General features: G+C 65.4%; 12 protein-coding genes. 6 read left to right on the plus strand and 6 right to left on the minus strand.

The window, feature by feature from the left end; genetic code table 11:
- Nucleotides 1–31 precede the first annotated feature (31 nt).
- Complete coding sequence (locus ACZ5IQ_RS02470; RefSeq protein WP_464480742.1) at nt 32–889, minus strand: cyclopropane mycolic acid synthase family methyltransferase; 858 nt, start codon at nt 887–889, stop codon at nt 32–34.
- Nucleotides 890–977: 88 nt separating this feature from the next.
- The gene (locus tag ACZ5IQ_RS02475; protein WP_212813503.1) at nt 978–1643 is read right to left on the minus strand and encodes a fasciclin domain-containing protein; all 666 of its coding nucleotides are present in this window, start codon (nt 1641–1643) and stop codon (nt 978–980) included.
- Nucleotides 1644–1905: 262 nt separating this feature from the next.
- On the opposite strand from ACZ5IQ_RS02475, the gene ACZ5IQ_RS02480 reads away from it, so the two are divergent.
- Nucleotides 1906–3084 carry a geranylgeranyl reductase family protein gene (locus tag ACZ5IQ_RS02480; protein WP_212813501.1) on the plus strand — a complete coding sequence of 393 codons (1179 nt, stop codon included), beginning with the start codon at nt 1906–1908 and terminating at the stop codon, nt 3082–3084.
- A gap of 78 nt (nt 3085–3162) precedes the next feature.
- Here ACZ5IQ_RS02480 and ACZ5IQ_RS02485 read toward each other — a convergent pair whose 3' ends face one another.
- Complete coding sequence (locus tag ACZ5IQ_RS02485; protein ID WP_464480743.1) at nt 3163–4047, minus strand: cyclopropane mycolic acid synthase family methyltransferase; 885 nt, start codon at nt 4045–4047, stop codon at nt 3163–3165.
- A 10-nt stretch (nt 4048–4057) separates the two neighbouring features.
- Entirely contained in the window at nt 4058–4921 is an 864-nt protein-coding gene (locus tag ACZ5IQ_RS02490; protein WP_464481408.1) for a cyclopropane mycolic acid synthase family methyltransferase, read from the minus strand.
- A 262-nt stretch (nt 4922–5183) separates the two neighbouring features.
- On the opposite strand from ACZ5IQ_RS02490, the gene ACZ5IQ_RS02495 reads away from it, so the two are divergent.
- The gene (locus ACZ5IQ_RS02495) at nt 5184–6497 is read left to right on the plus strand and encodes an IS256 family transposase (RefSeq protein ID WP_052536990.1); all 1314 of its coding nucleotides are present in this window, start codon (nt 5184–5186) and stop codon (nt 6495–6497) included.
- A gap of 291 nt (nt 6498–6788) precedes the next feature.
- Here the strand turns inward: ACZ5IQ_RS02495 and ACZ5IQ_RS02500 are convergent, their stop codons facing one another.
- Complete coding sequence (locus ACZ5IQ_RS02500; RefSeq protein WP_464480744.1) at nt 6789–7418, minus strand: hypothetical protein; 630 nt, start codon at nt 7416–7418, stop codon at nt 6789–6791.
- A gap of 30 nt (nt 7419–7448) precedes the next feature.
- Here ACZ5IQ_RS02500 and ACZ5IQ_RS02505 point away from each other — a divergent pair, with 30 nt between their 5' ends.
- Together ACZ5IQ_RS02505 and ACZ5IQ_RS02510 are read left to right on the plus strand one after the other, a co-directional pair.
- Complete coding sequence (locus ACZ5IQ_RS02505; RefSeq protein ID WP_406775106.1) at nt 7449–8348, plus strand: phosphoribosylaminoimidazolesuccinocarboxamide synthase; 900 nt, start codon at nt 7449–7451, stop codon at nt 8346–8348.
- Nucleotides 8345–10501 (plus strand): S9 family peptidase, encoded by a 2157-nt coding sequence (locus ACZ5IQ_RS02510; RefSeq protein ID WP_464480745.1) that lies wholly within the window; start codon nt 8345–8347, stop codon nt 10499–10501. Before ACZ5IQ_RS02505 ends, ACZ5IQ_RS02510 begins: the two co-directional genes overlap by 4 nt.
- Here ACZ5IQ_RS02510 and ACZ5IQ_RS02515 read toward each other — a convergent pair.
- A complete protein-coding gene (locus ACZ5IQ_RS02515; RefSeq protein WP_212813490.1) occupies nt 10430–10876 on the minus strand; it encodes a DoxX family protein in 447 nt (148 codons plus the stop codon). The two genes, ACZ5IQ_RS02510 and ACZ5IQ_RS02515, sit on opposite strands and share 72 nt — an antisense overlap.
- An 80-nt stretch (nt 10877–10956) precedes the next feature.
- Here ACZ5IQ_RS02515 and ACZ5IQ_RS02520 point away from each other — a divergent pair, with 80 nt between their 5' ends.
- Nucleotides 10957–11508: a TetR/AcrR family transcriptional regulator gene (locus ACZ5IQ_RS02520; protein WP_464480746.1), complete on the plus strand. Its 552-nt coding sequence runs from the start codon at nt 10957–10959 to the stop codon at nt 11506–11508.
- 348 nt (nt 11509–11856) lie between these two features.
- Nucleotides 11857–12561 (plus strand): DUF2334 domain-containing protein, encoded by a 705-nt coding sequence (locus ACZ5IQ_RS02525; RefSeq protein ID WP_212813486.1) that lies wholly within the window; start codon nt 11857–11859, stop codon nt 12559–12561.
- Nucleotides 12562–12567 lie beyond the last annotated feature (6 nt).

Consider the following 12567-nt stretch of genomic DNA (forward strand, 5'->3'; position numbering starts at 1 on the left):
TCCGCGGGTGGCGCGGAAAATCGTGCACAAATCACGACTTTTCGAGGGTGAATTGATTGACGTCGACCTGGCGCAGCCGGAACAACTTCGCACACCCGGTCAGGTATTTCATATACCGGTCGTAGACCTCGACCGATTGCACTGCGATGGCTTCGTCGCGGTGTGATTCCAGGGCTTCGGCCCAGAGGTCGAGGGTTTTCGCGTAGTGCGGCTGCAATGACTGGACACGAGTCACCTTGAATCCGGCCGCCGCGGCGTGCTGACGGACCATCGGGGCGGACGGCAGCCGGCCGCCCGGGAAAATCTCGGTCATGATGAACTTGACGAACCGCAGGAGGTCAATCGTCACGGGCAGGTTCGTGTAACGCGGATCGGTGGTGCAGATGGTGTGCAGCAGCATGACGCCGTCGGGCGGGAGGGCGTCGTATGCCATCTGGAAGAACGCCGGATAGCGTTCGTGACCGAAATGTTCGAAGGCGCCGATCGACACGATCCGGTCGACTGTTCCGTCGTATTGCTCCCAGCCTCCGAGGAGGACGCGACGGGAGCGGGTGGTGTCCATGTCGTCGAAGAGCCGCTCGACGTGGGTGGCCTGGTTTCTGGACAAGGTGAGGCCGACGACGTTCACGTCGTACTTCTCGATGGCGCGGCACATGGTGGCACCCCAGCCGCAGCCGACGTCGAGCAGCGTCATTCCCGGTGTGAGGCCGAGTTTTCCGAGGGCGAGGTCGATCTTGGCTGTTTGGGCTTGTTCGAGCGTCATGTCGTCGCGCTCGAAGTATGCGCAGCTGTAGGTCTGGCTGGGGTCCAGGAACAGTCTGAAGAAGTCGTCGGACAGGTCGTAGTGGGCTTGAACGTCCGCGAAATGGGGTTGAAGTTTATGCGCCATGATGTTCCTTCCTAGCGGTTGGGCTGGATTCAGTGCTTCATGAAAAGCATTGAATTGCAACGGATATCGATGTGACGGCGTGATCCCGTCACATCGGCGGCATCAGGACCGAGTCGATCATGTACACCGTGGCATTCGCGGTCTTGACTCCGCCGCACACCAGCGCGGCGTCATTGACTTTCAGCCCTGCGCCCTCGCCGGTGACACTCACCGGCGAGCTCTCGAGGGTGGTGTGGGTGCCGGCCACCGCAGCAGGCGAGAGTTGGCCCTGCACAACGTGATACGTGAGAATTTTGGTCAGGGTGGCGGAGTCCGTCTTGAGTGAATCCAGGGTCGCTGCAGGCAACTTCTTGAAGGCATCATCGGTGGGCGCGAAAACGGTGTATTCGCCATCGTTCAGCGTCGCGACCAGGTTGACGTTCGGGTTCAGCTTGCCCGACAACGCCGCCGTCAACGTGGTCAGCATCGGATTGTCGGAGGCTGCCGTCGCGACCGGGTGCAAGCCCATCCCGGCGACCGAACCCGGCCCGGTGGGCACCTGCTGCGCGTAGGCCTGGCAACCAGTGCCCACGAGCGCCGTGACGGGCGGAGCCGATGTCACTGCCGTGGCAGCACTTGGCATTGAAGCCATGTTCGTACTTGGCGCAGCCGAGGGTGCCGATTTGGTGCCGGCGTCCGAACACGCTGATAAGCCGACGACGGCGACAATCGACATGCCGGCGGCCGCGATGTGTGAATAGCGAGGGTGTTGCATCCGGGTCTCCTTTGTGCGGACGACTGCCGCCGTGGTTTGTTCTTTGTTTACTGATTCGGAACCCCGGCGCTTTTGGATGGGTCGCGGGAAGATGGAATGAGGTTTGTCCGCCAACATGATTCGACTGGAGGGAGGAAGCGGCCAGATTCGGGTAACCGAAGACACCGAATTCGCTGCCGCACCCATCCGGGCTGCCCTTGGCTCCGAACCACTCCTGCGACCCGCGCGTGATGGCTCGGGCGTCGGACGAGAGTGAGACCAGATGACGGAGCGATTTGACGTGGCGATCGTGGGCGGCGGACCGGCCGGTGCGGCCGCGGCGTGGCAGGCGGCGCAGGCCGGGGCCCGCGTGCTGGTGCTCGACAAGGCTGAGTTCCCCCGCGACAAGCCGTGTGGCGACGGCCTGACGCCCCGGGCCGTCAGCTACATCCAGAAGATGGGACTTGCCGAACAGGTTGCGAAGTTCCACCGCGTGAATCGAGCCACCGTCTACAGTCCGAGCCGTTGGGACCTGGCATTTCCGGACCGCCCGGGGATGCCTGATCACGGTCACGTGGCGCGTCGACTGGATCTGGACTTGATGCTGCTCGACCGGGCCGAGTTCTGCGGGGCCCAGGTGCGCCGCGGCGCAGAGGTGGCCGGGCCCATCATCGATTTCGGTGGGCGGGTCGCCGGAGTGATCCTCAAGACCGGGGAACGGGTCGCTGCCGATGCCGTAATCGCCGCTGACGGCGCCCATTCGCCGATCAAGCGGGCACTGGAACTCAAGTCGCGCTACAACGGCTACGCGGCGATCGCGATTCGCGCAGAAATGTCGGCGGAACGCCCGGATGTCGATTCTCTTGACGTACACCTGCAGCTCAGATTCGAGGGCGATCAGCTGCCGGGCTATGGCTGGGTGTTCCCGCTCGGAGGCGGCCGGGTCAATGTCGGCCTGGGTTACGTCAACAGCTACAAGAAGTGGCGACAGATCAATGCGACGCGACTGCTGGGCGAGTTCCTCGCCGGGCTGCCGGCCGAGTGGAATCTCCCGGCGATCGATGAATTGATGAAAGCCAAAGCCGTGCAAGCATGGCGGCTCCCGATGGGTTTCACCGCATGGCCCCCGTGGCGGCCGGGCGTCCTTTTCGCCGGCGACGCCTTGGGCGCGGCGCGCCCCGCCTCGGGTGCGGGAATCTCGAAGGCCCTGCAGTCCGGTCTGGCGGCCGGCGAGTGCGCTGTCGCGGCGCTGACCAATGGCGGCCCAGGCGATTTCACCAACTACGCCCAGCGGGTAGAGGAGGCGTGGGGTACGGAATACCGCCGGGGCCGGTGGTTCCACAAGTTGGTCGGTGTACCGGCGGTCGCGGCCGCCGGCGTGCGCACACTCGACGTCGTCAGCAATCCGTCGGTGCGCGCGAGACTGTTGTTCTGGGAGCAATGGTCCAACGCTCAGAGCTAGCGGGTGATACGCAGTGGCCCAGTGTATTTGGCGTGTGACAGCGTGCGATCGGCCCGGGCGGGCCGATCGCACGCATACCTAGGCCGCGCGCTTGTGATAGCTGGCCAGGGTGACGTCGAGCAGGCCTTCGGTGAAGTAGCGTTCGCAGCCGCGCAGATACTTCATGAAGCGCTGGTAGACCTCCTCGGATTGGATTTCCACCGCCTTCTCGTGGTTGGCCTCGAGTGCGTCACCCCACGTCTTGAGCGTCCGGATGTAGTGCGGCCGTAAGGATATGGCTTCGGGGACGACGAAACCGGCCCGTTCGCCGTGCTCGACCATCATGTCTGTCGTCGGAATCCGGCCGCCCGGGAAGATCTCGGTGACGATGAACTTGATGAACCGCGCGGTCTCGAACGTCACCTTCTTGCCGTCTGCGTTCAGCTGGTACGGGTGATAGCCGACGCTGCTCTGAATCGTCATCCGGCCGTCGGCGGGAAGAATGTCGAAACATTTCTTGAAGAAATCCGGATAGCGTTCGAAACCGAAGTGTTCGAAGGCTTCGATGGACACGATCCGATCGACGGGCTCGTCGAACTCTTCCCAGCCATGGAGCAGTACCCGGCGGGTCCGGTCGGTGTCGATACCATCCAGTAGTTGTTGTGTGAACGCTCTCTGGTTCTTCGAGAGAGTCAATCCGATGACGTTGACGTCGTACTTTTCGACTGCACGTTTGGCGGTGGCGCCCCAGCCACACCCGATGTCCAACAACGTCATTCCGGGTTTCAGGTCGAGCTTGTCGAGGTTGAGATCGATCTTGGCGAGCTGCGCTTCCTCGAGGGTGAGCGTCGGCGGTTCGAAATAGGCGCAGCTGTAGGTACGGGAGGGGTCTTGGAAGAGGGCGAAGAAATCGTCTGACAGGTCGTAGTGGGCTTGTACTTCTTCGAAATGGGGTCGTAGGTCGTTGTGGGAACCAGATGCCATGAACCGGGGCCTACTTCTCCAGAGTGAATTGGTTGATGTCGACCTGGCGGCGTCGGAACATGTCCGCGCAGCCCGTCAGATATTTCATGTACCGGTCGTATACCTCCACCGACTGGATCGCGATGGCCTCATCGCGATGCGCTTCCAGCGCCTCGGCCCAGAAGTCGAGGGTCCGCGCATAGTGCGGCTGCAGTGATTGCACCCGCGTCACCCGGAAACCGGCCGCGCCGGCCTGGTCACAGACCATCTGGATGGACGGCAGCCGGCCGCCCGGGAAGATCTCGGTGATGATGAACTTGATGAACCTCGCCAGCTCGAAAGTCAGTGGTACACCGAGTTCGGCGGCCTGCCCCGGATTGATGCCGCAGATGGTGTGCAGCAGCATGACGCCGTCGGGCGGGAGCGCGTCGTAGGCCATCCGGAAGAACGCCGGGTAGCGGTCGTGGCCGAAATGCTCGAAGGCGCCGATCGATACGATGCGGTCGACTGGTTCGTCGTACTGCTCCCAGCCTTCCAGCAGGACCTTCCGTGAGCGCGTGGTGTCCAGGCCGTCGAGCAGCTGATCAACATGTGCGGCTTGGTTTTTCGAGAGCGTCAGCCCGACGACGTCGACGTCGTATTTCTCGATTGCTCGACGCATCGTCGCGCCCCAACCACAGCCGATGTCGAGCAGTGTCATACCGGGCTCGAGGCCCAGCTTGCCCAGCGCCAAGTCGATCTTCGCCAATTGGGCTTGTTCGAGCGTCATGTCGTCGCGCTCGAAATAGGCACAGCTGTACGTCTGGCTCGGATCCAGAAACAGTCTGAAGAAATCATCTGACAGGTCGTAATGCGCCTGGACGTCCGCAAAATGCGGTTTGAGTTTTTCTGCCATGGCTTCCTCTCCAGGCCGGCGGCCTGAGAATGCTGATCGCGCGCACACCTGCGCAGCCGGCGACATCGACGGCGCGCAGGGAGATGCGGTTGCCCTGTACACGTGTGTGGTGTCCGCACGGTTCACGTGAGCAATGATCAGAACCTGTGGATGAGCCTCGGCGAGGCGGCGTAGGAAAGGGCGCACCTTCCCGAGGATGATCTGAATGTCGAAGGTCTGATCAAGAGCCGGCGTTGGCGCGCTGGTTCGGGAAGGTACGCCCATGCTCACGGTAGTTCACGATGCGGATTCATCCAACGAGGATGCTGGCTCGTCGCGGTCGTTGCTCGATGAGATTGTCCGCGACGGTGCCCGCCAGATGCTGGCCGCAGCGTTGCGGGCTGAGGTCGCCGCCTACATCGAGGCTCATGCCGGTGAGCTTGATGAGAACGGGCACCGGCTGGTGGTGCGCAATGGCTATCACCGCGAGCGCGAGGTGCTCACCGCGGCGGGCGCGGTGAGTGTGACCGCGCCGCGGGTCAATGACAAACGTGTTGACCCGGACACTGGTGAGCGGCAACGGTTTTCCTCGGCGATCCTGCCGGCGTGGGTGCGCAAGTCGCCGCAGATGACCGAGGTGTTGCCGTTGCTGTATCTGCATGGCTTGTCGACCAGTGATTTCGGTCCGGCGTTGGAGCAGTTCCTGGGCTCGGGTGCCGGCTTGTCGGCCACGACGATCACCCGACTCACCACGCAGTGGCAGGACGAGGCCAAGGCCTTCGAGGCCCGTGATCTGTCGGGCACCGACTACGTCTACCTGTGGGTCGACGGCATCCATCTCAAGGTGCGCCTGGAGCAGGAGAAGCTCTGTTTGCTGGTGATGATCGGTGTGCGCGCTGACGGCCGCAAGGAGCTGGTCGCGCTCACCGACGGGTACCGGGAGTCGGCCGAGTCGTGGGCTGATCTGTTGCGGTCGTGCCGACGTCGCGGGATGACCGCACCGGTGCTGGCCGTCGGCGATGGGGCCCTGGGGTTCTGGAAGGCCGTGCGTGAGGTGTTCCCGGCCACCGGCGAGCAGCGGTGCTGGTTTCACAAGCAGGCCAATGTTCTTGCCTGCCTGCCAAAGTCGGCTCATCCGGGGGCGATCGCGGCGATGCGGGAGATCTACAACGCCGAGGATATCGACCACGCGCAGGTGGCGATCAAGGCGTTCGAGGTGGACTACGGCGCCAAGTACCCCAAGGCGGTCGCCAAGATCGTCGATGACGCCGATGTGCTGCTGGAGTTCTATAAGTACCCGGCCGAGCACTGGGTCCATCTGCGCACTACCAACCCGATCGAATCAACGTTTGCCACGGTACGTTTGAGGACCAAGGTGACCAAGGGGCCGGGTTCACGCGTCGCCGGAATGGCCATGGCTTACAAGCTGATCGACGCCGCGCAAGCCCGCTGGCGAGCCGTCAACGCACCGCACCTGGTCGCTCTGGTCCGGGCCGGCGCGATCTTCCACAAAGGCAAACTGCTCGAGCGACCCACCGACATCACCCCGTCGGCGGACTCGGCACCGACCGAATCAACTGGAACGGAGGTCGCCTGAAACAAGCCGATCCACAGGTATTGACAATTCCTCGTTCACGGGCACGACACCTGGTATTCGTTGCCAGGTTTCAGTTGGATGGGTGGGGCGCCGAAATTGATGATTTGCCCGGTTGCTGGAGCTGCATCGGCGCAGCGATCGGCAGCGCAGGAATTCGCGGTCTGGCGATGCCCGCGCTGCTGGAGCGATCAGCCAGAGAAGCCCTGGAATATAGTGCCGACGGCTTACCAGTGAAGCAACGACTCAGCGGCAATGCAAGAGCAAACGCCCACGAACGGTCGGTGTCATCCGTTAGGACGACGTGGGCCGGGCGGGCCGGAGACCGGCCGACCGCAACTCCAGTGCCGCCAGCTTCCGGATCGCGATGGTGTCGTGGGTGCGCCAGGCGGTCACCGGGTCGTCGGAAACCTCGGTCAGCTTTGCCAGCGGCCGGTTGGCCAGCGCCCGCAGCGCCAGCAGCTGTTCGCCGGCGTCGGTCGACGCCAGCGTCACGGCCGTCCACTTCCGGCGGAAGAACCTGATCCGCAGCACCAGCCACGGCATCGCGACGGCGAGGATCGGCGGCAGCGCCACCGCCAGCGCGAGCACCCAGGCCAGCCAGCTGGCGGTGCTGTTCAGGCTGTCACCGGCGCCCGCGATGTCGACCGCGGCGTGGCCGGCCGAGCGCAATGGACCGCCGAAGGCCTTTCCGATCAGAGGAATGCCGTCGGCGTTGTGGCCGGCGGAGGCCAGGCTGTCGGCGACGCCGTCGGCGCCGTCGTGCACCTGGCGCCCGACGTCGGCGATGGTGGCGATGGCGCTGTGCACCGCGACGCCGACCGAGATCCAGATGGCGAACCACACCAGCGCGACGACATCGCTGGTCAACTGGGCGAGCAGCCGGCCCGGCGTGCGGGCGTAGGGCACGTAGCGCGAACTCATGCCAACCATCCCAACAGATAGGGTGGTCCGATGCGCCCAGCTTTGTCCGACTACCGCCATCTCACCAGCGGCAAGGTTCGCGACCTGTACCGCATCGACGACGACCACCTGCTGTTCGTCGCATCGGACCGGATTTCCGCTTTCGACTATGTACTCGACAGCGAGATCCCGGACAAGGGCCGCGTGCTCACCGCCATGAGCGTCTTCTTCTTCGACTACCTGGCCGAGCAGCTGGGCACCGCCAACCACCTCGCCGGCCCGGCCGACGACGAGCGCATCCCCGCCGAGGTACTGGGCCGTGCCCTGGTGGTGCGCAGCCTGGAAATGATGCCGGTCGAGTGCGTGGCGCGCGGATACCTGACCGGTTCGGGGCTCATCGACTACCGCAAGACGGGCCAGGTGTGCGGCATCGCGCTGCCGGAGGGCCTGACGGAGGCCAGCCGGTTCGGTGAGCCGCTGTTCACGCCGGCGACCAAGGCCGAGATCGGTGCGCACGACGAGAACATCGCGTTCGACGCCGTCGTGAAGCTGGTCGGCGCCGAGCGGGCCGAGCAGCTGCGCGACGAGACCCTCAAGGTCTACAGCGCCGCCGCCGCGCACGCGCTGACCAAGGGAATTATCCTGGCGGACACCAAGTTCGAGTTCGGGGTCGACGCCGACGGTGGGCTGGTGCTGGCCGACGAGGTGCTCACTCCGGACTCGTCACGGTACTGGCCGGTGGACGGCTACGCCGAGGGCGTGGTGCAGCCCAGCTTCGACAAGCAGTTCGTCCGGAACTGGCTGACGGGCCCAGACTCCGGCTGGGACCGCGCCGGCGACACCCCGCCGCCGCCGCTGCCCGACGACATCGTCGAGGCCACCCGGGCGCGATACATCGAGGCGTACGAACGGATTTCGGGTCGCCGGTTCGCCGATTGGATCGGCGCATGAGCAACCCGCCGATCGCCAAGAAGGTCGAGCACCGCCGCGAACACCACGGCGACGTGTTCATCGACCCGTACGAGTGGATGCGGGACAAGAACGATCCCGAGGTGATCGCGCTCCTGAACGCGGAGAACGCCTACACCGAGGAGATCACCGCGCCGCTGGAACCGTTGCGGCAGAAGATCTTCGACGAGATCAAGGCCCGCACCAAAGAGACCGATCTGTCGGTGCCGACCCGGCGCGGCGACTGGTGGTACTACGCCCGCAGCTTCGAGGGCAAGCAGTACAGCGTGCACTGCCGGTGTCCCATCAGCGATCCCGACGACTGGACCCCGCCGCAGCTCGATGAGCACACCGAGGTCCCCGGCGAGCAGGTGCTGCTGGACGAGAACGTCGAGGCCGAGGGCCACGACTTCTTCTCGCTCGGCGCGGCCACCGTCAGCGTCGACGCCAACATCCTCGCCTACTCCGTCGACACCGTGGGCGACGAGCGATACACGTTGAAGTTCAAGGACTTACGCACCGGCGAGCTGTACGACGACCGGATCACCGGCATCGGCGCCGGCGGCACCTGGGCGGCCGACAACCGGACGCTCTACTACGTCACGGTCGACGACGCCTGGCGGCCGGACACCGTCTGGCGGCATCGACTGGGCTCCGGGCTGCCCGGTGAGAAGGTGCACCACGAGTCCGACGAGCGGTTCTGGGTGGGCGTGGGCCGCACCCGCAGTGACAAGTACATCTTCATCGCCGCCGGCAGTGCCGTCACCTCCGAGGTGCGTTACGCCGACGCGGGCGACGCCAAGGCCGAATTCAAAGTGGTGTTGCCGCGCAAGGACTCCGTCGAATATTCGGTCGAGCACGCGGTGGTCGGCGGCGAGGATCGGTTCCTGATCCTGCACAACGACGGTGCCGAGAACTTCACGCTGGTCGATGTGCCGGTGTCCGATGCTCCGCTGACGAGCCTCGACGGTGCCCGCACGCTCATCGAGCACCGCGACGACGTCCGCCTCGACGGTGTCGATGCGTTCGCCGACCAGTTGGTGGTGAGCTATCGGCGGGAGGCGTTGCCGCGAATCCAGCTGTGGCCCTTCGATTCCGACGGCAACTACGGCGAGACCCAGGAGATCGCGTTCGAGTCGGAGTTGATGTCGGTCGGCCTGTCGGGCAACCCGAACTGGTCGTCGCCGCGGCTGCGGGTGGGAGCGACGTCGTTCGTCATCCCGGTGCGGATCTATGACCTGGACCTGGCCACCGGTGAACGAATCCTGTTGCGCGAGCAGCCGGTTCTCGGTGGCTACCGGCCCGAGGACTACCTCGAGCGCCGGGACTGGGCGGTGGCCGCCGATGGCACGAAGGTGCCGCTGTCGATCATCCAGCGCGTGGGCGCACCGACCCCGGCGCCGGCGCTGCTGTACGGCTACGGCGCCTACGAGTCCTGCGAGGACCCCCGTTTCTCGATCGCCCGGCTGTCGCTGCTGGACCGCGGAGTGGTGTTCGTCGTCGCGCACGTGCGTGGCGGCGGAGAGCTGGGGCGTGGCTGGTACGAGCACGGCAAGCTGCTGGAGAAGAAGAACACCTTCACCGACTTCATCAGTGCCGCAGAGCATCTGATCGCCACGGGCGTCACCAGGCCGGAGAATCTCGTGGCGCTCGGTGGCAGTGCCGGTGGCCTGCTGATGGGTGCCGTGGCCAACATGGCGCCGCACCTGTTCGCCGGCATCCTCGCCCAGGTGCCCTTCGTCGACGCGCTGACCACCATCCTCGATCCGTCGCTGCCGCTCACCGTCACCGAGTGGGACGAGTGGGGTAACCCGTTGGCGGACAAGGACGTCTACGACTACATGAAGTCCTACACGCCGTACGAGAACGTGACGGCTCAGGACTACCCGGCGATTCTGGCGATGACGTCGCTCAACGACACCCGCGTGTACTACGTCGAGCCCGCGAAATGGGTTGCCGCGCTGCGCAGCACCAAGACAGACAACCATCCCGTCTTGCTCAAGACCGAGATGGCGGCCGGGCACGGCGGCACCAGTGGGCGCTACGAACGCTGGAAGGAAGCCGCGTTCCAGTACGCCTGGGTGCTAGCCACCGCGGACCGCGACAAATATGGCAGCGGCCAGGTAGATGACCTCCTGGACGGAGCGCACGCCTAGGTTCGACGCCATGGAGGGCGGGGTGTCGGGCATCTGCGCGGCGTAGATGTTGGCGGGGAACATGGCCAGCATCAGCAGGAACAGGCAGATGGCGGCCGCGACACGCGTGGGCGGGAACAGGAGCCCGACGGCGCCGAGCAGCTCCAGCACGCCGGTGATGGCCACCAGTCGTTCCGGCGACGGCAGCCGCGGCGGGACGATCGCGATCATGTCGCGCCGCATGCCCGGGGTGAAATGTGCGACGCCGGTCATGAAGAACATCAGGGCCAAGCCGACCGCGATGGCGCTCGGCCAGCTGTCGACGTAGCCGACCCCGAGCCAGCCGGCGACGCGTGCGGCCAGGCTGCCCAGCACGAGAGCGAGAAGAACGGCCATGGGCTGCGCCTCCGTAATCTAGTCGACGTCTAGATTGAAGGATATCCTGGAACTTGACACTGTCAAGATAGGATGCGGACATGGCCAGGCAGAGCTACCACCACGGCGACCTCAAGGCCGTCATCCTGGAGCAGGCGGCCACGCTCGTCGCTGAACGTGGCGCCGACAGCATCTCGCTGCGCGAGTTGGCCCGCGCGGCCGGCGTATCGCACGCGGCGCCGGCGCACCACTTCACCGATCGGCGGGGGTTGTTCACCGCGCTGGCGACCGAGGGCTTCACGCAGCTGGCGGCTGCCCTCGCTGAGGCGGAGCCGGAATTCGCCTATGCGGCAAGGGCTTACGTGCAGTTCGCCCTCGACCACCCCGGCCACTACGCCGTCATGTTCGACAAGATGCTCTACGACGCATCCGACCCGGACCTGCGCGCCGCCGAAGCCGAGGCGGCCGCCGAACTCACCGGCGGCGTGGCGACCCTGGTTGATCCCAATGCCCAGAACGACCCCGAGGGCTCGGCCCTGGCCGCGTGGTCTCTGGTCCACGGTTTCGCGCTGCTGACCCTCAACGGCGCGGTCACCGACCCCGATCCCGTCGACACCGCCGAACGCCTCGCCCGCATCCTCTTCTCCGGCTAGCTCTCCGGCCAGCCCCACCCACCTCCCGCCTCTCACCCCCACTTCCCGCCTCCCCCCACTTCCCGCGAGCGGCCGTGTTTGTACGGCAACACGCCGCTATTTGCGTGCAGGAAGGTGCCGCTCACAACTGCTGAGCGGCCGTGTCTGTACGGCGACGCGCCGCAATTTGTGTGCAGGAAGGTGCCGCTCGTGGCTGCTGAGTGGCCGCGTTTTGTACACGTAGGTCGGCGTGTCGCCGTACAAACACGGCCGCTCGCGCTGAAGAGCAGGGAGAGAAAAGGGGCAGTGTTCAGGCGGCACCAATGTCACGGCAACCGACGGGACACCTGACGTTGTCACACTGCTTACATGGCTGGCCAATTGATCGTCTCGATCTCGGGGATCCGGGACCGCACGCTGGGTGACGTCGCCGACTTCTGTGCCGAGCTCGACGCCCGGCAGATTCCGGCGTCGCTGCTGGTCGCCCCGCGGCTCAAAGGCGGCTACCGGCTGGAGCGTGACATCCCCACGGTCGAGTGGTTGACCAAACGCCGTGCGGCGGGGGCCGCTGTTGTCCTGCACGGGTTCGACGAAGCGGCCAGCAAGAAGCGTCGCGGCGAATTCGCCGCCCTGCCCGCACACGAGGCCAACCTGCGGCTGATGGGCGCCGACCGGGTGCTCGAACACCTCGGCCTGCGCACCCGCTTGTTCGCCGCGCCCGGTTGGACGGCGTCGCAGGGCACCGTGACCGCGTTGCCGCGCAACGGATTCCGGCTGTTGGCCGGCGATGCGGGCATCACCGACCTGGTGCGGTCCACCACCTTGCGGTCGCGGGTCTTCGGCATCGGCGAGGGGTTCCTCACCGAACCCTGGTGGTGTCGCACCCTGGTGCTGGCCGCCGAGCGCACGGCCCGGCGCGGCGGCACCGTCCGGCTCGCCGTGGCCGCCGGTCAGCTGCGCCGGACCGGGCCGCGTCAGGCCATGCTCGACGCCATCGACCTCTCACTCATGCACGGTTGCGCCCCCGCGGCCTACGAGTGGACGCCCGACCCGGCACTAACTGACGCGGCCTGACCCCTG

The sequence above is a fragment of the Mycobacterium toneyamaense genome, assembly GCF_055384815.1.